Raw genomic sequence first — 17,590 nt, 5'->3', positions numbered from 1 at the left:
CGCCCCGCGCCGGTCGGCACGGGTGAGGGGATTTATAAATCATAAATATGATTCTTCAACTTTATTGATCCGCCCCGGGCGCGCGGCCCTGCACGGCGGCCCCTTCGGACAGCAGGGCCGCGACGCGCTCGGGATCAAAACCGGCCTCGGCCAGCACCTCGGTGGTATGGGCGCCCAGATGCGGCGGCGGTGTCGAAACGCTGGGGCTGCCTTCGGACATCAGGAAGGGCGCCACTGGCACGCGATACTCCCCCGCCCGGCCCAATGGCTGCGGCAGCGGCTGCAGCACGCCGCGATGCGCCAGCTGCGGATCGGCCAGCGCCTCCTCCAGCGGGCGGACCTTGCCTGCGGGCACACCATGGTCGCGCAGATACGCCTCCCATTCGGAGGCGGTGCGGGTCAGCATCACCTCGCGCAGCACCGCCGCCTCGGCGGCATGGGCGGGGATGCGGTCGGCGTGGCGGGTCTTGACCATGTCGGGCCGGTCCAGCGCCTCCCACAGGCGTTTCTGCTGGCGCATGTTGGCGGCGCCCAGCATCAGCAGCCCGTCGGCGGTGTCATAGGCGCCCACCCCCGCCACGTTGAACCGGTTGCCCTCGGGATGGGGCGCCTTGCCGCCTGCGGTCAGCGCGGTGACATGGGTGCTCATCAGCATCAGCGTGGCGTCGAACATGGCAAGGTCGATATGCTGCCCCCGCCCGGTGCGTTCGCGGTGAAACAGCGCGGCACTGATCGCAAAGGCGGTCATGTAGCCGGTGGCGTAATCGACCACCGGCGCCCCGGATTTGAGCGGCCCGGTCTCTTCGGTGCCGGTCAGCGCCATCAGCCCCGCCACCGCCTGAAACACGAAGTCATAGCCGGTTTCCGGCCCGCGCGGCCCGTCCTGCCCGAAGGCCGACACAGAACAATAAACCAGCCGGGGGTTGATCCGCGCGATCTCGTCATAGCCCAGCCCCAGCGAGGCCAGCGCGCCGGGGCGGTAATTCTCGACAAAGACATCGGCGTCGCGCAGCAGCGCCCGCAGCGCCTCCTGCCCGCCGGGGGTTTTCAGATCCAGCGCGGCAGAGCGTTTGTTCGCCCCCTGCGCCAGATAGGTGGTGCCCATCTCGGCGGCGCTCAGGTCGGCATCCGGCCCCTGCAGGCGCACCTGATCGGGCTCGCCCGGACGGTCGATCTTGATGACATCGGCGCCCATCACCGCCAGCTGATAGGCGGCGAAGGGCCCCGCCAGCACATGGGTGGCGTCGATGACGCGCAGCCGCTCGAAGGGTCTCATGGCAGTCCTTTCCGGAAATGGCGTTGCCCGAAGGATGCGCCAAGAATTTGAACTATACAACTAGCTTAATGTGACTTAAGGTCCGGACCCGGCACCCACGGACCCGAAGGAGACAGACGCGGTGGACATGCAGCCAGAGACAGCAGCCGCCCCCGGCGTGCGGTTCAAGATGATCGGCAGCACCGCCGTGCTGCACATCGACAATCCCCCGGTCAATGCCGGATCCCATGCCGTCCGCGCCGGGCTGGCCGAGGGGATCGCCCGCGCCACCCGGCAGGGGGCCACCGCCGCCGTGCTGATCGGGGCGGGCCGCTGCTTTGTCGCAGGATCCGATCTGCGCGAATTCGGCAAACCGCTGGCCCCGCCCGACCTGCCGCAGGTGATCCGCCTGATCGAAGAGGCGCCCTTTCCCGTCGTGGCGGCGCTGCATGGGGTGGCGCTTGGCGGCGGGTTCGAACTGGCGCTTGGCTGCGATTACCGGCTGGCCGCGCCCGGCACGCAGGTCGGCCTGCCCGAGGTGGGGCTGGGCTTTGTCCCCGGCGCGGGCGGCACGCAGCGCCTGCCCCGGCTGGCCGGGGTCGCACGCGCAATCGAGCTGATCTGCAGCGCCGCGCGGATCCCCGTGGACGTGGCGCAGGAGGACGGGCTGATCGACCGCATCGTGACCGGGGATCTGCTGGAGGGGGCGCTGGCCTTTCTTGCCGAGGCGCCACAGCCGAAGCGGCGGGCGCTGGACCTGACCCCGCCCGCCGAGGCCCCGGAGCGGATCGAAGCGGCGGCGACGCGGGCGCTGCGGCGCGGCAAAGGCCGCCCCAACGTGGCGGAGGCGATCCGGCTGGTCCGCGCCAGCGCCGGGCAGGATGCGGCGGCGGCGCTCGCCGAAGAGCGCGCGGTGTTCCAGCGCCTGCGGCTGGCGGAGGATGCCGTGGCACTGCGCCATCTGTTCTTTGCCGAACGCCGCGCGGCGACGGTGGACGGGCTGGATATGGCGCAGGCCCGCCGCATCAGCCGCGTGGGTGTGGTGGGCGGCGGCACCATGGGACAGGGCATCGCGCGGGCTTTCCTTGCCGCCGGGCTGCCGGTCGTGCTGGTCGAACGCGATCAGGCGAGTCTGGACCGGGCCATGGCCGGGCTGGCCGCACATCTGGACAAGGCCGTGGCCAAGGGGCGCCTCTCCGCAAACGAGGCCGCCGGGCGCCGCGCCGCCCTGACCGGCGCGCTGGAGGAGCGCGCGCTTGCCGGGTGCGATCTGGGCATCGAGGCGGTGTTCGAGGATATGGCGGTCAAGCAGCAGGTGCTGGCGCGCATGGAAGCCGCGCTGCCGCCGCAGGCGGTGCTGGCCACCAACACCTCCTATCTCGACATTGACGAGATGGGCGCGGCGCTTACCGATCCGCAGCGGCTCTTGGGGCTGCATTTCTTCAGCCCCGCCGATGTCATGCCGCTGCTGGAGGTGGTGCGGGCGCAGGCCACCTCTGACGTGGCGCTGGCCACCGGGCTGCGGCTGGCGCGCGATCTTGGCAAGCAGCCGGTGGTGGCGCGGGTGGCCGAAGGTTTTGTCGGCAACCGGATCTATGCCGCCTATCGCCGCCGCGCCGAACTGCTGGTGCTGGATGGCGCAAGCCCGGAGCAGGTCGACGCGGCAGCAACAGACTTCGGCTTTGCCATGGGGCCCTTTGCGGTGGCCGACCTGTCGGGGCTGGACATCGCATGGGCCATGCGCAAGCGGCAGGCGCCGCAGCGCGACCCGCAGGCGCGATATGTGGCCATTCCCGATCAGCTCTGCGAGGCCGGACGGCTGGGCCGCAAGACCGGCGCGGGCTGGTATGACTACCCCGACGGCGCCCCCATGCCTTCCTCCGAGGTAGCGGCGATGATCGGCGCCGCGCGGCAGGAGGCCGGGATTGCGCCCAAGGTGCCGGATGCGGCGACGATCCAGCGCCAGCTTCTGGCCGCCATCGTCAACGAGGCGGCGCTGCTGCTGGACGAAGGCGTGGCGCAGCGCCCGTCGGATGTGGATGTGGCGCTGACCAACGGCTATGGCTTTCCGCGCTGGCGCGGCGGGCCGCTTCACTGGGCTGCAGCGCAGCAGGAGGCCGCCGTTGCGGCCGATCAGGACGCGTTGCGGCAGGCGGTGGGCCACGGCTTTTGCGTGGGCCCGGTCGCCCGCGTGCTGGACCAGATCAGGACCGAACAGAAAGGCTGACGCAAGATGACTTACCAACCTGCACGGAGGCCGCGCCGATGACCATGACCCTGCACTGGTCGCCCCGGTCGCCCTATGTCCGCAAGGTGATGATCACCCTGCACGAAACCGGCCTGCTGCCGGAGGTGGCGCTGCAGCGGTCGGTCGTGGCGCTGCATCTGCCGCCCAATGCGGCGGTGCTGGCCGACAACCCGCTGGGCAAGATCCCGGCGCTGGTCACCGGCGACGGTCCGGCGCTTTTCGACAGCCGGGTGATCTGCGAATATCTGGATCTGCGGGCGAAGGCCGGGCTTTTTCCGGCGGAGCCCGCCGCGCGCCTCCGGCAGCTGCGCTGGCAGGCCATGGGCGACGGGCTGCTGGAGATGCTGCTGCTGTGGCGGACCGAACTTCTGCGCGAGGCGGGGCCGTGGCAGGGCATCACCTCCGGCTGGCAGGCCAAGGTTCAGGCGACCATGACCGCGCTGGAGACAGAGGCGCAGGATCTGGCCGGGGCCCCGTTCGGCATTGGCCAGATCGCGCTGGTCTGCGCGCTGGGGCAGCTTGATTTCCGCTGGAACGATGCGGACTGGCGCGGCCATTTCCCGCAGCTTGCCGGGGTCGCGGCGGCATGGCAGGCACGCCATTCCGTCAGCGCCACGATGGTGCAGGACGACCAGCCCGACGCGGTGGATGTCACCGCAGGCCAGCTCCGGTTTTCCGCAGGATAGGCGCCGATGCGCGGCACAAGTGTCAAAAACCTAGGGTTTGGGCTTTATGCCGGGGCCCCGGGCGGCTATATCTTGGGGACAGAGATCAACAAGGGGCAACCCATGCCACCCGTGAGGGCAGATAACGCAACGGTCAGGGCGCTTCAGAAAAGCAACGTGTCCCGCTACATCCAGCTTGCCAGCCTGTTCCGGCAGCGGATCGAGACTGGCGAGTGGAAGGTGGGCGCCAAGATCCCCACGGTCAAGGAACTGGCCGAACAATGCGGCGTGGCGACCATGACGATCCGGCAGGCGCTGGACATCATCGAGGGTGAAGGCCTGATCGAGCGCTACCGCGCCAAGGGCACCTTCGTGGTGGAACGCCCCAGCCGCGACCTGTGGTGCGAGGTCAAGACCGACTGGTCCGGCCTGCTGATCGCGCGGGACAATGCGCTGATCGAGATCCTGGGCGATGAACGCGGCACCTCGCTGCCGCATCGGGAAAGCGCCATCGGCACGCCCGCGCCCACCTACCGGCACCTGCGCCGCCGTCACAGCCGTGCGGGCACCGCATTCCTGCTGGGCGATGTCTATGTGGACGAACGGCTCTGCCCGCTGATCCCGGACGACGCCTATACCCGGCTGACCGCGATGCGGCTGGCGCATGAACTGCCCGGCCACACGGTGGAAGATGCGGTGCAGATCGTCACCATCGGATCCGCCGATCTGGAAACCGCCAGCCAGCTCAACGTGTCGATCGGCGATCCGGTGGCCAAGGTGCAGCGGATCGCGGTGGACCAGCATGGCGACATCATCCTGCTGGCCAATGGCATCTATCGCGGCGACATGATGAAGATCGAGGTCAAGCTGCGCTGACCCCCGGTCCGGCGACCGGGGGCGCGCGCTCAGCTGCGGAACACCGGCGCGCGCTTTTCGCGAAACGCCGCCATCGCCTCGGCGCTGTCTTCGGAGGTGGACAGCGCCTTGGTCTGGTTCTGCTCGAACCGGTAGGCGTCATAGATCGACATGCCTTCGGTCACCTGAAACGACCGTTTCGCCGCGCGCACCGCCGAAGGGCTGGCGCGGGCGATGTCTGCAGCGATGGTCCATGCCGCGTCCAGCAGATCCTCCGGCGCGGTGCAGGCAGAGGCGACGTTCATCCGCAGCAGGTCGGGGCCATAGATGCGGCGGGCGGTGTAGATCAGCAGCCGCGCGTCGGATTCGCCAAAATGCCGCCGCACATGGGCGACCCCGCCCGCCAGACCCACCGTCACCTCTGTCATCTGCAGAAACCCCCGCTCCGAGGTCACGAGGATGTCGCAGCAAAGCGCAGCAACGCAGCCCGCGCCGATGGCGGCGCCGTTGATGGCGGCGATGACCGGCTTGGGGCATTCCAGCAGGCAGTCGAAGCTGGCGCGCACCCGGCGGTTATGGGCGGTGTAGCGGCCCGGATCCTGCGTGGGGCGTTCGGACAGGTCGGCCCCGGCGGAAAAGGTCTTGCCCGCCCCGGTCAGGATGATGGCGCGCACGTCGGAGCGGTCGCCCAGCTCGTCGATCACCTCGGCCAGTTCTTCGCGCAGGCGGTTGTTCTGCGCGTTGACCGGCGGCCTGTTGAAGGTCACCGTGGCGACCAGATCGCGGATCTCCAGCGTCAGCGTGTCAAAAGTGGCGGTCATTTTGCGGCCTTTTCCTGCGCGTCCAGCACCGGGCGGGACATGGTGAAGGACCGGGGCGGCACGGTATATTCCATATAGCCCATGCGCCCCAGCGGTTGCAGCGCCTCCACATCGACCAGCCCGTTGCGCAGGACCCTCTCGTCGATATGGATGCCCACCACCTCGCCGATGGCGATGCGGTTGGCGCAGGCGGCGCCGGTGGCGGGGGTCAGGGTGACAAGCTGCGACAGGCGGCATTCGACGGAGACCGGCGACTCCGCCACCCGCATCACAGGGATGTTGCGGCAGGGCACGGCGGTCAGCCCCGCCTCGACAAATTCATCGGTGCCCTCCGGATAGGGCGCGGAGGAGCGGTTCATCGCCTCGCGCAGCGGGTAAGTCGCGATGTTGACGCAGAAAAACCCGGTCTCTTCGGCATTGGTCACGCTGTGTTTGGGGCTGTCAGACGAAAACATCACAAAAGGCGGCCTGCCCGCAATCGCATTGAAACAGCTATAGGGCGCAAGGTTCGGCACGCCCGCCGCCGACGTGGTGGAGATCCAGCCGATGGGGCGCGGCACGATCAGCGCCAGCCATGGGTTATGCGGCAGACCGTGATCTTCGCTGCGGGGATCGTAGAACATGCTCAGCCCTCCCGCGCGGGCGCCAGCGCGCTCAGCGTGTCATGCGGTCCGGGCAGGGTGTCGCCCGCCCCGTCCGGCAGCGGAATGCGGTGGACGTTCAGGGTCATCGCCACCATGGAATAATAGCCGATCACCGCGGTCAGTTCGACCACGCCGACCTCGCCCCAGCGGTCCACGATGGCATCATAGACGGCATCGGTGACATTGCCATGCGTCTGCAACTGGCGGGTGTATTCATAGACCTCGCGCGCGGCGGCATCCTCGCCGAAATCGGGGGCGCCGCCGCTGCGGATCGCCGCCGCGAAGCGCGGATCAAGCCCGGCGCGCGCGGCGTCGCGTTCGTGGATCGTCCATTCCAGATCGCTGTTCCAGCGCCGCGCGGTCACAAGGATGGCCAGTTCGTTCAGCCGCGCCGGGATCGAGGTTTCAAAGCGCAGCACCTGCCCCAGACGCTGCCAGCGGTCCGCCAGCACGGGGTTGTGCAGCGCCGCGCGCAGCGGCCCCACCAGCACGCCCCGGGGTCCGGACACGATCTGGTCATAGACCTCGCGCTGCGCTGCGGTCATCTCGGCGGGGGCGGGAAAGCTGATGCGGCCCCCGGTCTGGGCCGGGCCGGTCCTGATCTGGTCGTTCATGACTGGCGCTCCTTCAGTCCGAGCATGTCCAGTACCTCCTCCGTATGTTGTCCCAGAAGCGGGGGCGCCCGGTCATAGGCCAGCGGCGCGTTGCGGAAATTCAGCGGGCTTGCCACCTGTTTCAGATCGCCCCCCAGCGGATGGGGGATGTCGCGCAGCATCTGGCGGTGGCGCACCTGCGGATCCTCGAACACCCGGTCCACGGTGTTGATCGGCCCCGAGGGCACGCCCGCCGCCGCAAAGAGGGCGACCCAGTGATCCACCGTGCCCCGCGCCAGCGCTTCGATCAGGATCTCTTCCAGCGCGGGCAGGTTTTCCACCCGCCCGGCATTGGTGGCAAATTCCGGCAGATCGGGCAGGTCGGGGCGGCCGATGGCCTCGGCGAACTTGCGGAACTGCCCGTCATTGCCCACGGCCAGCACGATATGGCCATCGGCCACCGGATAGACGTTCTGCGGCTGGATGTTCGGATGCCGGTTGCCGCGGCGCACCGGCGGCTGCCCCGACACAAGGTAATTCATCGCCTGATTGGCCAGCATCGCCACCGACACGTCGAGCATGGCCAAATCGATGTGATCGCCCTTGCCGGTGCGGTCGCGCTGCGCCAGCGCCGCCAGCACCCCGATGGAGGCATACATGCCGGTCATGATGTCGACGATGGGCACCCCCACCTTCTGCGGACCGCCGCCGGGGGTGTCATCCGGGGCGCCGGTCACGCTCATCAGCCCACCCATGCCCTGAATCATGAAATCATAGGCCGCATCGCCCGCGCGCGGCCCGGTCAGCCCGAAGCCGGTGATGGAACAGTAGATCAGCCGCGGGTTGACCTTCTGCAGATCGTCATAACCCAGCCCCATGCGGTCCAGCGTGCCGGTCTTGAAATTCTCCAGCAGGATGTCGCTTTGCGCGGCAAGGGCGCGCACCGTCTCGCGGCCTGCTTCGGATTTCAGATCCAGCGCCACGGACCGCTTGCCCCGGTTCACCGACAGGTAATAGCCCGCCTCCTGCGTCGGCCTGCCTTCGGCATCGTTCAGAAAGGGCGGGCCCCAGCGGCGGGTGTCGTCGCCCTCGCCCGCGCGTTCGACCTTGATGACATCGGCGCCAAGATCGGCAAGGGTCTGGCCGCTCCATGGACCGGCCATGATGCGGCTCAGGTCAAGAACTCGGATATGGGACAGCGGACCTGACATCAGGCGGGCTCCTTCGTGGTCTGGAAGGCCTTGCCGTCAAGGAAGGCCAGCAGGACGCGGGTAAAGGCGTCGGGGGTCTGGAAATTGGGCAGGTGGCCTGCCCCGGGGATCACGGCGGTCTGCGCGCCGGGAAGTCCTCCGAACTGCCGGGCCATGGCCTTGGGCATGGCGCCATCTTCGGCCCCCGCGATGGCCAGCACCGGACAGGCAAGCGCTGCGGCAGCGGCGGCGTGGTCATAGGCGCCAAGCGCATGGGTCGCGGCGGCAAAGCCCGCCACCGGCGTGGCGGCGATCATCCGGCGCAGGCGCTGGCTCTGCTCCGCCTCCGGGGCAAGGCCGGGCAGCCAGCGCGGCGCGGTGCTGTCGGCAATGGCCTGCATCCCGTCGCGCCGCGCGGTGTCGCGCCGTTCGGCCCAGAACGCCTCGCGGCCCGGGGCACTTCTGGCGACGCCGTCCACCGCCACAAACGCGGCGAAGCGGTGGGGGGCGGCGGCTGTGGCGGCAAGCGCCGTGGGACAGCCCATGGAGAGGCCGACCACGGCGCAGCGGTCCACCCCGGCGCCGTCCATCACCGCCAGCAGATCGGCGCCGTACCGGTCGAAATCCATCGCCCCCTCGGGCGCGTCGGATCCGCCATGGCCGCGCTGGTCATACCGCAGCACCCGGTAGCGCTCGGCAAGCGCGGGGATCTGCGCATCCCAGACCGTAAGATCGGTCAGCACGGAATTCACCAGCACCACGCAGGGCGCCTCCTCGGGTCCGTCAAGCCGGGCCTGCAGGCGGCAGCCATCGGGGCGGGTGACCTGAAACGGATGGGTCATCGCACGGTCTCCTTTGCGGGGGTCTTGGGGGCCGGGGCGCGGGTGGCGAAGCCCGCGCCCATCACCAGCGCCAGCGCCGCCAGCCCCGCAAGATCCGTCAGCCGTTCGGGCACCAGCAGGCACAGCCCGCCTGCCAGCAGCACCAGCACCTCCCAGCCCTTGGCGCGACGGTTCAGCAGATAGATCCAGCGCTCCGACGCGGCGGCCAGCATCAGGATCGACAGCACCGCAGTCGACACGGCGATGGCGATGTTGAGCGGCTCGCCCTCTAGGATCAGGTTGGGGTTCAGCACGAAGAGGAAAGGCAGCACGAACAGGATCGCCCCCAGCCGCATCGCCAGCACCCCGGTCTGCAGCGCCGGAGATTTGGCGATGGAGGCGGCGGCCACGGCAGCCATGGCCACGGGCGGGGTGATGTAGGACAGCATCGCCCAGTAAAGGATGAAGAGATGCGAGGCCATCTGGCTGAACCCCGCCTGTTCCAGCGCGGGCGCCAGCACCACGGCAAGGAAGATGTAGCAGGCCGACACTGTCATCCCCATGCCAAGGATGAAGCTGGTCAGCGCCCCCAGCAGCAGCAGCAGATAGGGGTTGCCGCCCGCATATTGCAGAAGCTCGCGGCTGAAGGCGTTGCCGACCCCGGTGATGGCCAGCGCCCCCACGATCATGCCGACGCCTGCCAGCACGCCGACCAGCATGCCGATGGTGGCGCCCACCTCCAGCACCATGGCGACAAGCGGGGCCAGCATCCCGTCCTTGCGGGCGCGGACCAGTGCCGTGACCAGCAGCAGCACGGTGACGTAGAATGGCGCCTTCGCCTCGGCATTGGTGGCCAGCAGCAGCACCACCAGCGCGGCAAGGCTGACCAGATAGATCCAGCCCGACCGCAGCGCGTGCCAGAGCTTCGGCAGCTCGTCGCGCGGCAGGCCCTTCAGCCCGTTGCGCGCGGCATAGCAGTCGGTCTGGATCAGCAGCACCAGATAGAACAGCAGCGCCGGAACCGTGGCCGCGATCATGATGTCGGCATAGGGCACGTTCATGAACGAGGCCATGACGAAGGCCACGGAGCCCATGACGGGCGGCATTAGCGCCCCGCCGGTGGAGGCGCAGGATTCCACCGCCGCCGCATAGGTGGGCGGGTAGCCGCATTTTTTCATGGTCGGAATGGTCATCGACCCGGTGGAGATCACGTTGGAGATGACGCTGCCCGACAGCGAGCCGAAAAACCCCGAGGACAGGATCGCCACCTTGGCCGGGCCGCCCCGGGCATGGCCCATCAGCGCGCTGGCCAGATCCATGAAGAAGGTGCCGCCCCCCGACACGGTCAGCGCCACGCCGAACAGGATGAAGCCGATCAGCAGATCCGCGATCACCCGCAGCGGGATGCCGATGATGCTTTCGACCCCCAGCGCATGGCTCAGCACCGTCTCGCTGAAGCTCATCTGCGCGCCCCACAGGAAGCCCGACAGATGCCCGGTATAAAGCGGGAAGGTCGCGAAGATCAGGCAGATGATGAAAAGCGGCAGGCCCGCGCAGCGCCGCACCGCCTCCAGCGACAGCAGGACAAGCGCGGTCGCCATGACGATGATGAGGGGCGGCGCCTCGAATTCCCAGCCCTGATAGAGGATGGCATCGGTGTTCCACGCGAAGGTCATGCAGACCGCGAAGGCCAGCGCCGCGAGGCCCCAGTCATACCAGCGGACGCGGGTCGCATCGCCCGCGCGCGCGGGCGTGCCCAGAAAGGCGACCGGCATGAACAGGCCCAGCACCATGTAGTAATAGGCGGTGCTGATCGGGCGGAAGCCCAGCACCTGCAGATTGAAGATCTGGTTGATGATCAACAGGATGCCGGTGGCGGACAGGGCCAGCACCGCGAACCACGCGGGTCCGGAAAGGCGCGTGTCCGTGGCCCGCCAGTATCTGGCGACCTGCGGGGCGTGGGGGGAAGCGTCGGGGGACATGACCATATCCTGTGGGCAAGTGTCGGAAGACAGGCGGTGCGGGGGCGCGCGGCCCGGTCAGGACGCAGCCCGGACCGGGCCGGGCCTGCGTCCCCGGGATCCGGGATTACCGGGCGTGGCTGGCGCGGTAATCTTCCCAGAAGGCCGGCCAGTCGTCATTGGACACGCCGCTGGCATCGGCCTCCTTGACGGCCTCGGCCCAGAGCGCCTTGGTCGTCTCGATGGCGGCAATCCGCTTGTCGTTCCACGCGTCATCCTGGTCGTCCCAGATGCCGCGCTCGCGCAGGTAGCGGATCGCGCCGGGATGGAAGGGCGCGCCAGACGGCGTGGTGCCCGACTCCTCCAGCACCCAGAGCGGCATGTCGGCATTGGCGTCCTTGTAGGCCGGGAAGCTGAGATCCAGCGCCTTCACAAGGTTATAGACCTCGTCCTCGTCCGCCGTGGCCAGCGTGGTGATCTGCGGATAGCTGTAGCCCATCAGCTGGGCGGGATTGTCTTCGGAGATCCCCGCGCCCACGGTGATGGTCCGCGGCTGGAACAGGCTGGAACGGTCGCTGATGCGGGCCCAGCCTTCGGTATCCTCGCCCGGCATGTCGAGCCAGCGGAAACCACGCCCCGCCTCGGCCTCGCGCAGCGCGGCCACGGCGGGCGTCACCGGCACCACATCGACCTCGCCCGCGACAAAGGCCGCAAGCATGGCGCCATAGCCGGGATACATGATCTTTTCCACGTCATCGGGCGTCAGTCCGGCAAAGGCCAGCGCCGCCTCGGTGTTGAGCGTGGTCGAGGGGCTCGCCTCCACGAAACCGACGCTGACGCCGGGCAGATCCGCCGGGGTCTCGATGTCGGTATCCCCGCCCGCGACCAGCCCCACACCTGCCGGACGTCCCAGCAGCACGCGCAGATCCTGCGGGCCCCAGTCGCGCGCCGCGAATTCATAGCTCGCATCGGAGGCGAACAGGATTTCATTGCCCATCAGCCCGTAGCTGGCGCGCCCGCGCACCAGCGGCAGCAGCCGCCCGATGGCGGTGCCAGATGGCGTCAGGCGGATGGTGGTGCCGAACTGCTTGTCCAGCGCATCCGCCATGGCCGAAGCCTCGACATAGCCGCTGGATCCCAGATCGTAGGATGTCCAGATCATGGTGCGTGGCAGCGTCACCTCCTCCGCGAAAGCTGCCTGACCACAGACCAGAGCCGCGGCCAGTGCCGCGGTCTTCAGGATGGTTGAGCGAAACAAACGAGATCCTCCCTTTACGTCCGTTGCCCGGAATGGGCGCGACCCCGGCAGGGTCGCGCAAATCCGATGCTGGGTCATATGAATTGAAAAGTCAATTCTATGATTCAATGAAACTTGTGTCAGCCCGGCAGGCCCAGAACCGCCCGGGCCAGCACGTTGCGCAGGATCTCGGTGGAGCCGCCAAAGATCGTCACCGGACGCGCCGACAGATAGGTGGCGGCGGCATGCAGCCGCCGGTCGCCCTGTGGCGGATGGCGCAGGCCAGAGGCGGGGCCTGCCACCTCCATCGTCAGATCCGAGATGCGCTGATACAGTTCGGACTGGAAGACCTTGAGCATGGCAACATCCGCCCCGATTTCGGTGCCGTCGCGCAGCCGGTCCAGATAGGTCTGGAACAGATCGCCCAAGTCCAGCACGTCGCAGCGCAGCGCCACGAAACGGTCGCGGAACACCGGATCGGACCACTGCCCCATATGCCGGGCCAGATGTTCCAGCCGCGCCAGCGCGCTGGCCGACAGGCGCGGCGCGCCGATGAAGACCCGTTCATGCCCCAACAGCGCCTTGGCGGCGGTCCAGCCCTGATTGACCTCGCCCACGATGTGATCCAGCGGCACCCGCACGTCGTCAAAGAACACCTCGCAGAACTCCGCCTCGCCGGACAGGTTGAGGATGTTGCGGGTGCTGACGCCGGGCGCGTCCATGGGCACCAGCAGGAAGCTGATCCCGGCCTGTTTCTTCACGGTCTTGTCGGTGCGGGCGAGGATGAAGATCCAGTTGGCATCCATGCCAAGCGTGGTCCATGTCTTCTGGCCGTTGATGACCCAGTCCTCGCCCTGCTGCACCGCTTCGCAGCGCACGGCGGCAAGATCGGATCCCGCCCCCGGTTCGGAATAGCCCTGCGCCCAGACATGTTCGCCCGACAGGATGCGCGGCAGGAAATGGTCCTTCTGCGCTTCGGTGCCATATTTCAGCAGCAATGGGCCCAGCATGACCGGGCCGATGTCATGCACGCGGGCGGCGCCGAAGCGTTCCAGTTCCTCCACCATGATCAGGTGCTTGGCTGCGGTCAGCCCCATGCCGCCCCGGTCCACCGGCCATGTCGGGCACAGAAAGCCGCGCTGCGACAGCTTCAGATACCACGGTTTCACCACGTCCCAGTGCAGCCGTTCCAGCGGAAAGCGTGGGATGTCGGGGTACTCCGTCTCGACAAAATCCCGGATCAGGGCGCGGAACTCCGCATCGCTCATCGCAGTGTAATCGGGGGTCATGCCGCAGTCTCCAGTCCCTGCGCCAGCCGGGCCCGGATCGCGGCAGGCGCTCCGAACAGATGGGCCAGCGTCATTGCCTTGCGCACGAAAAGGCCGATATCGGCCTCGTCGGTGATGCCCATGGCGCCATGCATCTGCACCGCCTCGCGCGAGACCAGCAGCGCCGTTTCCGCCCCGCGCAGCAGGCAGCGGTCGGTGTCGCGGGCGCGGAGCGTTGGATCCGCGCCAAGATCGATGCGGGCCGCGGTCGCTTCCACGGCCGCGCGCAGCAGTTCGATGCGGATTTTCAGATCGGTGGCGCGGTGCTGCAGCGCCTGAAAGCTGCCGATGGGGCGCCCGAACTGTTCGCGGATCCGCAGATAATCCAGCGTCAGGGCAAAGGCGCGCTCCGACAGGCCCAGCAGATAGGCGGCATGGGCCAGCGCCGCATCCTGCACCACCGCCTGCGCGCCGGGACAGGGATGCAAGTCGGCCCGCACCCCGTCGAGCTGCAGCGTGGCCATCTGCCCGCCATCCAGCGTCTCTTCCAGATGCAGCGTGACGCCGGGCGCGTCGCGCGGCACCACGGCCACGCCCGCCCCGGTCAGCACCGCGATCAGATCGGCGCCACCTGCCCCCGGAATGGCGCATTTGCGCCCCGACAGCCGCCCGCCCACGGCGCCGCCCTGCCAGTCGAGCGTGCCGGGACTGTCCTGCCATGCGGTGACCATCACCGCATCACCGTTGGCCGCCTGCTCCGGGAACGCCTCCGCCAGCAGCGCGCCCGCCATGATCGTGGCGCCAATCGGTTCGGGCACCAGCCCCTCCCCCAGCAGGCGCATCAGCGCGCAGGTTTCGCGCAGGCCAAGCCCCAGCCCGCCCGCCGCCTCGGGCACGCGCATCAGGTAAAGCCCGAGCCCGCCCGCCTCTGCCACCATCGCGGGATCAAAGCCCGGCCCCTGCCCGCGCAGCCCGCGGATGCGCGCCAGCGATCCGTCGGCGGGCACGATGGCCCGCGCGCTGTCAAGGATCATGCGGCTGTTGTCGATCCAGTCGTCCATGCCTGCCCCCGTCATCGGATCGCGCCTTGCGCGCGCAGATCGGCGATGCGGTCCTCGGTCAGACCCAGATCGCGCAGCACCTCGTCGGTATGTTCGGCAAATAGCGGCGGCGGTCGGCGGTCGGCGGGGGGCGCCCCCGAAAAGCGCACCGGATTGTCGATATAGGACATGCGCCCGGCGGTGGGGTGGTCCATCTGTTTCAGCAGCCCCCGCGCCTGAACCTGCGGCATCTGCAGCATGTCCTCGATGGAATTGAGCGGCCCAGCGGGAATGCCGATCGCCTCAAGCTCGGCATGGGCGGCATCGGCGGATTTCTCCGCCAGCCGCGCCGCAATCATCGGGATCAGGCTGTCGGCGTTCTGCAGCCGGGCAAGGTTGGTGGCATAGCGCGCGTCATCCGCCACGCCTTCCAGCCCCAGATACTCGGCAAAGCGGCGGAACTGCGGGTCATTGCCGATGGCGATCATGATCGGGCGGTCGGCGCAGTCAAAGGCCTGCCACGGGCAGGTGATCTGCGAGGCGGTGCCGTTGCGATGCGGCAGCCTGCCGGAGGAGAGGTAATTCATTGCCATATGCGAGGCCGCGTGGATCTGCGTGTCCAGAAGCGCGATGTCGATGAACTGCCCCTCGCCCGACACCGCGTCGCGATGCGCCAGTGCGGCAAGGATGGCCGCGACCGCATATTGCCCGGCGGTGATGTCGGAAATGGAATAGCCCACCAGCGCGGGCCCGCCGCCGGGCTGGTCCTCGGGGCTGCCGGTCATGCTCAGAAGGCCGCTCATGGCCTGAAAGATCGGGTCATATCCGGGCAGATGCGCCATCGGGCCGGTCTGGCCGAAGCCGGTGATCGAACAGTAGATCAGCCGGGGGTTCAGCTGCGCGACGCTCTGGTAATCCAGCCCCATGCGGGCCAGCGTGCCGGTCTTGAAATTCTCGATCAGCACATCGGCGCCCGCGATCAGCTGGCGCGCGATCTGCTGCCCCTCGGCGGATTTCAGATCCAGCGCGACCGACCGCTTGCCCCGGTTCATCGCCAGAAAGCTGGAGGTTTCCCCCGACGGCACGCCGTCCGGCCCCAGATGCGGCACCCCCATGCGGCGCACGTCATCCCCGCCCGCCACATGTTCCAGCTTGACGACATCGGCGCCAAAGTCCGCCAGCATCTGCGCGGCCCATGGCCCCGCAAAGACGCGGCTCAGATCCAGCACCCGGAGATGTCCAAGGTTTCCGGTCATCCTGCTTCCTCCCTCGATTCCGGCCCGGACATCCACAAGGGGAGAGGCTTGTGCAAGGTAAAAATTGTAAATATGATTCTTTCATCTTTTAGGAAGGAAAACCCCATGATCGTCGTAGAGACCCCGCTGGACATGGCCGCGCACCGGGGCCAGAGCCTTGGCGTGACCGGCTGGACCGAAATCACGCAGGCCCAGATCACCGCCTTTGCCGATCTGTCCGGCGACGATCACTGGATCCATGTCGATGCCGCGCGGGCGGCGCGTGAACAGCCCGGGGGCCGGACCATCGCGCATGGCCTGTTCGTGCTGTCGCTGATCCCCAAGCTGCAGCGGCAGCTGTTCCGGATCAAGGCGCGCGGCGCCGGGCTCACCTATGGCTATGACCGGGTGCGCTTTACCGCGCCGGTGCCGGTCGGCGCCCGGATCCGGCTGCGGCAGCAGGTGGGCGAGGTCACGCCCAAGGGCCGGGGCGCCCGCATCGCGCTGCAGTCGGTGATCGAGATCGAGGACCAGACCAAGCCCGCGCTGATCGCCGATGGCATCCTGCTGATCGCCGGGGCCTGAGCGCCCTTTTCCCCTCCCATACTCCCCCGTGATTCGCCGCTGCCCTGCCCGGGCGGCCCGGCAAGCCATTGCTTTCCGGGCGCTTGCACGGATCTGTGACAAGAGCGTTTACAAAACTAATAAAGTATTACTTAATGAACTCCATGGAGCGGGAGGTTGCTCCGTCAGGGAGGAAAAACATGACACTCAAAGCAACATTGCTGGCGAGCGTGCTCGTCCTGTCGCCCGGCGCGCTGCTGGCTGCGGACATGACCATCGGGTTCAGCCAGATCGGGTCGGAATCCGGCTGGCGCGCCGCCGAAACCACGGTGACGCGGCAGGAAGCCGAGAGCCGGGGCATCGAGCTGAAATTCGCGGATGCCCAGCAGAAGCAGGAAAACCAGATCAAGGCCATCCGGGGCTTCATCGCGCAGGGCGTGGATGCGATCCTGCTGGCGCCCGTGGTCGCGACCGGCTGGGACGAGGTGCTGGAAGAGGCGAAGGACGCCGAGATTCCCGTGGTGCTGCTGGACCGCACCGTGGACGCGCCCGAAGATCTGTATCTGACCGCCGTCACCTCGGATCTGGTGCATGAGGGCCGGGTCGCGGGCGAATGGCTGGCCGAGGAAATGGCAGGCGAAGACTGCCGCATCGTCGAGCTGCAGGGCACCACCGGATCCTCGCCCGCCATCGACCGCAAGAAGGGCTTCGAAGAAGGCATCGCCGGGCAGGACAATCTGGAAATCGTGCGCAGCCAGACCGGCGACTTCACCCGCGCGCAGGGCAAGGTCGTGATGGAAAGCTTCCTCAAGGCCGAGGGGGGCGACACGATCTGCGCGCTTTACGCGCATAACGACGACATGGCCGTTGGCGCCATTCAGGCGATCAAGGAAGCAGGGCTGAAGCCCGGCGAGGACATCAAGATCGTCGCCATCGACGCGGTGCCCGACGCGCATCTGGCCATCGCCAATGGCGAGATGAACGCCACCATCGAACTGACGCCGAACATGGCGGGCCCGGCGCTGGACGCGCTGGAGGCGTATCTGGCCAATGGCACCGAACCCGCCAAATGGATCCAGACCGAGTCGAAGCTTTACACCGCAGCCGACGACAATCAGGCGGTGTATGAAGAGAAGAAGAACCTGGGCTACTGAGGCCCGTCCGGGCCGGGGGCGCACTCGCCTCCGGCCCGA

16 protein-coding genes are annotated in these 17,590 nt (G+C 68.0%); 5 read left to right on the top strand and 11 right to left on the bottom strand.

The features are described 5' to 3' along the window. Nucleotides 1–61: 61 nt before the first annotated feature. Nucleotides 62–1,276, bottom strand: coding sequence for a CaiB/BaiF CoA transferase family protein (locus BLR51_RS09315; RefSeq protein ID WP_089846193.1), 1,215 nt, complete (start codon nt 1,274–1,276; stop codon nt 62–64). Nucleotides 1,277–1,403: 127 nt separating this feature from the next. Between BLR51_RS09315 and BLR51_RS09310 the strand changes: the two genes are divergently transcribed. The 3 genes from BLR51_RS09310 to BLR51_RS09300 all read left to right on the top strand — a co-directional run bounded on the left by BLR51_RS09310 (nt 1,404) and on the right by BLR51_RS09300 (nt 5,044). After that, nucleotides 1,404–3,482, top strand: coding sequence for a 3-hydroxyacyl-CoA dehydrogenase NAD-binding domain-containing protein (locus BLR51_RS09310; RefSeq protein WP_089846191.1), 2,079 nt, complete (start codon nt 1,404–1,406; stop codon nt 3,480–3,482). Nucleotides 3,483–3,520: 38 nt separating this feature from the next. Next, nucleotides 3,521–4,189, top strand: coding sequence for a glutathione S-transferase family protein (locus BLR51_RS09305; protein ID WP_242656694.1), 669 nt, complete (start codon nt 3,521–3,523; stop codon nt 4,187–4,189). A gap of 156 nt (nt 4,190–4,345) precedes the next feature. Further along, complete coding sequence (locus BLR51_RS09300) at nt 4,346–5,044, top strand: GntR family transcriptional regulator (protein WP_242656693.1); 699 nt, start codon at nt 4,346–4,348, stop codon at nt 5,042–5,044. A gap of 29 nt (nt 5,045–5,073) precedes the next feature. Here the strand turns inward: BLR51_RS09300 and BLR51_RS09295 are convergent, their stop codons facing one another. The 10 genes from BLR51_RS09295 to BLR51_RS09250 form a co-directional block, all read right to left on the bottom strand. After that, complete coding sequence (locus BLR51_RS09295) at nt 5,074–5,844, bottom strand: enoyl-CoA hydratase/isomerase family protein (RefSeq protein WP_089846189.1); 771 nt, start codon at nt 5,842–5,844, stop codon at nt 5,074–5,076. After that, nucleotides 5,841–6,467, bottom strand: coding sequence for a flavin reductase family protein (locus BLR51_RS09290; RefSeq protein WP_089846187.1), 627 nt, complete (start codon nt 6,465–6,467; stop codon nt 5,841–5,843). The genes BLR51_RS09295 and BLR51_RS09290 overlap by 4 nt, the downstream gene beginning before the upstream one ends. 2 nt (nt 6,468–6,469) lie before the next feature. Next, nucleotides 6,470–7,102: a carboxymuconolactone decarboxylase family protein gene (locus BLR51_RS09285; protein ID WP_089846185.1), complete on the bottom strand. Its 633-nt coding sequence runs from the start codon at nt 7,100–7,102 to the stop codon at nt 6,470–6,472. Then, entirely contained in the window at nt 7,099–8,292 is a 1,194-nt protein-coding gene (locus BLR51_RS09280; RefSeq protein WP_089846183.1) for a CaiB/BaiF CoA transferase family protein, read from the bottom strand. The genes BLR51_RS09285 and BLR51_RS09280 overlap by 4 nt, the downstream gene beginning before the upstream one ends. Then, nucleotides 8,292–9,113, bottom strand: coding sequence for an alpha/beta fold hydrolase (locus tag BLR51_RS09275; protein ID WP_089846181.1), 822 nt, complete (start codon nt 9,111–9,113; stop codon nt 8,292–8,294). Before BLR51_RS09275 ends, BLR51_RS09280 begins: the two co-directional genes overlap by 1 nt. Beyond that, a complete protein-coding gene (locus tag BLR51_RS09270) occupies nt 9,110–11,074 on the bottom strand; it encodes a TRAP transporter permease (protein ID WP_089846179.1) in 1,965 nt (654 codons plus the stop codon). The genes BLR51_RS09275 and BLR51_RS09270 overlap by 4 nt, the downstream gene beginning before the upstream one ends. Before the next feature lie 106 nt (nt 11,075–11,180). Then, nucleotides 11,181–12,311: a TAXI family TRAP transporter solute-binding subunit gene (locus BLR51_RS09265; protein ID WP_242656692.1), complete on the bottom strand. Its 1,131-nt coding sequence runs from the start codon at nt 12,309–12,311 to the stop codon at nt 11,181–11,183. Between the two features lie 119 nt (nt 12,312–12,430). Continuing rightward, nucleotides 12,431–13,579 (bottom strand): acyl-CoA dehydrogenase family protein, encoded by a 1,149-nt coding sequence (locus BLR51_RS09260; protein WP_089846175.1) that lies wholly within the window; start codon nt 13,577–13,579, stop codon nt 12,431–12,433. Continuing rightward, nucleotides 13,576–14,634, bottom strand: coding sequence for an acyl-CoA dehydrogenase family protein (locus BLR51_RS09255; protein ID WP_207543600.1), 1,059 nt, complete (start codon nt 14,632–14,634; stop codon nt 13,576–13,578). Before BLR51_RS09255 ends, BLR51_RS09260 begins: the two co-directional genes overlap by 4 nt. Then, nucleotides 14,631–15,854: a CaiB/BaiF CoA transferase family protein gene (locus BLR51_RS09250; RefSeq protein WP_089846173.1), complete on the bottom strand. Its 1,224-nt coding sequence runs from the start codon at nt 15,852–15,854 to the stop codon at nt 14,631–14,633. Before BLR51_RS09250 ends, BLR51_RS09255 begins: the two co-directional genes overlap by 4 nt. A gap of 105 nt (nt 15,855–15,959) precedes the next feature. Here BLR51_RS09250 and BLR51_RS09245 point away from each other — a divergent pair, with 105 nt between their 5' ends. Together BLR51_RS09245 and ytfQ are read left to right on the top strand one after the other, a co-directional pair. Next, a complete protein-coding gene (locus tag BLR51_RS09245) occupies nt 15,960–16,418 on the top strand; it encodes a MaoC family dehydratase (protein ID WP_089846171.1) in 459 nt (152 codons plus the stop codon). A gap of 179 nt (nt 16,419–16,597) precedes the next feature. After that, nucleotides 16,598–17,551 carry a galactofuranose ABC transporter, galactofuranose-binding protein YtfQ gene (gene ytfQ / locus BLR51_RS09240; RefSeq protein WP_089846169.1) on the top strand — a complete coding sequence of 318 codons (954 nt, stop codon included), beginning with the start codon at nt 16,598–16,600 and terminating at the stop codon, nt 17,549–17,551. Nucleotides 17,552–17,590 lie beyond the last annotated feature (39 nt).

This window comes from Salipiger marinus (genome assembly GCF_900100085.1).
Classification (GTDB): domain Bacteria; phylum Pseudomonadota; class Alphaproteobacteria; order Rhodobacterales; family Rhodobacteraceae; genus Salipiger; species Salipiger marinus.
The sequence above is the reverse complement of the archived record's forward strand: the minus strand, read 5'-3'. Positions and strand labels throughout refer to the sequence as shown.

Bases quoted from the DNA above. Each gene is read 5' to 3' on its own strand.
- BLR51_RS09315 (WP_089846193.1), bottom strand. From the start codon at position 1,276: ATGAGACCCTTCGAGCGGCTGCGCGTCATCGACGCCACCCATGTGCTG.
- BLR51_RS09310 (WP_089846191.1), top strand. From the start codon at position 1,404: ATGCAGCCAGAGACAGCAGCCGCCCCCGGCGTGCGGTTCAAGATGATC.
- BLR51_RS09305 (WP_242656694.1), top strand. From the start codon at position 3,521: ATGACCATGACCCTGCACTGGTCGCCCCGGTCGCCCTATGTCCGCAAG.
- BLR51_RS09295 (WP_089846189.1), bottom strand. From the start codon at position 5,844: ATGACCGCCACTTTTGACACGCTGACGCTGGAGATCCGCGATCTGGTC.
- BLR51_RS09290 (WP_089846187.1), bottom strand. From the start codon at position 6,467: ATGTTCTACGATCCCCGCAGCGAAGATCACGGTCTGCCGCATAACCCA.
- BLR51_RS09285 (WP_089846185.1), bottom strand. From the start codon at position 7,102: ATGAACGACCAGATCAGGACCGGCCCGGCCCAGACCGGGGGCCGCATC.
- BLR51_RS09280 (WP_089846183.1), bottom strand. From the start codon at position 8,292: ATGTCAGGTCCGCTGTCCCATATCCGAGTTCTTGACCTGAGCCGCATC.
- BLR51_RS09275 (WP_089846181.1), bottom strand. From the start codon at position 9,113: ATGACCCATCCGTTTCAGGTCACCCGCCCCGATGGCTGCCGCCTGCAG.
- BLR51_RS09270 (WP_089846179.1), bottom strand. From the start codon at position 11,074: ATGTCCCCCGACGCTTCCCCCCACGCCCCGCAGGTCGCCAGATACTGG.
- BLR51_RS09260 (WP_089846175.1), bottom strand. From the start codon at position 13,579: ATGACCCCCGATTACACTGCGATGAGCGATGCGGAGTTCCGCGCCCTG.
- BLR51_RS09255 (WP_207543600.1), bottom strand. From the start codon at position 14,634: ATGACGGGGGCAGGCATGGACGACTGGATCGACAACAGCCGCATGATC.
- BLR51_RS09250 (WP_089846173.1), bottom strand. From the start codon at position 15,854: ATGACCGGAAACCTTGGACATCTCCGGGTGCTGGATCTGAGCCGCGTC.
- BLR51_RS09245 (WP_089846171.1), top strand. From the start codon at position 15,960: ATGATCGTCGTAGAGACCCCGCTGGACATGGCCGCGCACCGGGGCCAG.
- ytfQ (WP_089846169.1), top strand. From the start codon at position 16,598: ATGACACTCAAAGCAACATTGCTGGCGAGCGTGCTCGTCCTGTCGCCC.